This is a genomic window from Paraburkholderia phymatum (assembly GCF_038900715.1).
In the GTDB taxonomy this organism is placed as follows: domain Bacteria; phylum Pseudomonadota; class Gammaproteobacteria; order Burkholderiales; family Burkholderiaceae; genus Paraburkholderia; species Paraburkholderia phymatum_A.
The window spans coordinates 1-255 of record NZ_JAYMRZ010000119.1 but is presented as its reverse complement, the minus strand read 5'-3'; the positions used below and the strand labels follow the sequence as shown (position 1 = coordinate 255).

Here is a 255-nt window from a genome sequence, read left to right as displayed (position 1 = left end):
CCAGTCGGCGCTCCGGCATTTCGAGGTTGAATGGGGCGGCTTTCTGCCTGCGAGCGCTGACATGATCGCGCGGTACCTTGCCGATCACGCAGAAACCCTGGCGGTCAATACCCTGCGCTCCCGGCTGACAGCCCTTGCGCAATGGCATCAGACGCAGGGTTTTCCGGATCCGACGAAAGCCCCGCATGTGCGCAAGGTCCTCAGAGGTATCATCGCGCTGCATCCCGCAACCGAGAAGCGGGCGAAGCCCATGCA

Annotated in this window: 1 pseudogene; it reads left to right on the top strand. The window is 63.1% G+C overall.

Annotated features, from left to right (window positions below):
- A pseudogene (locus VSR68_RS42675) lies at positions 1-255 on the top strand (Tn3 family resolvase); the annotation flags it as partial.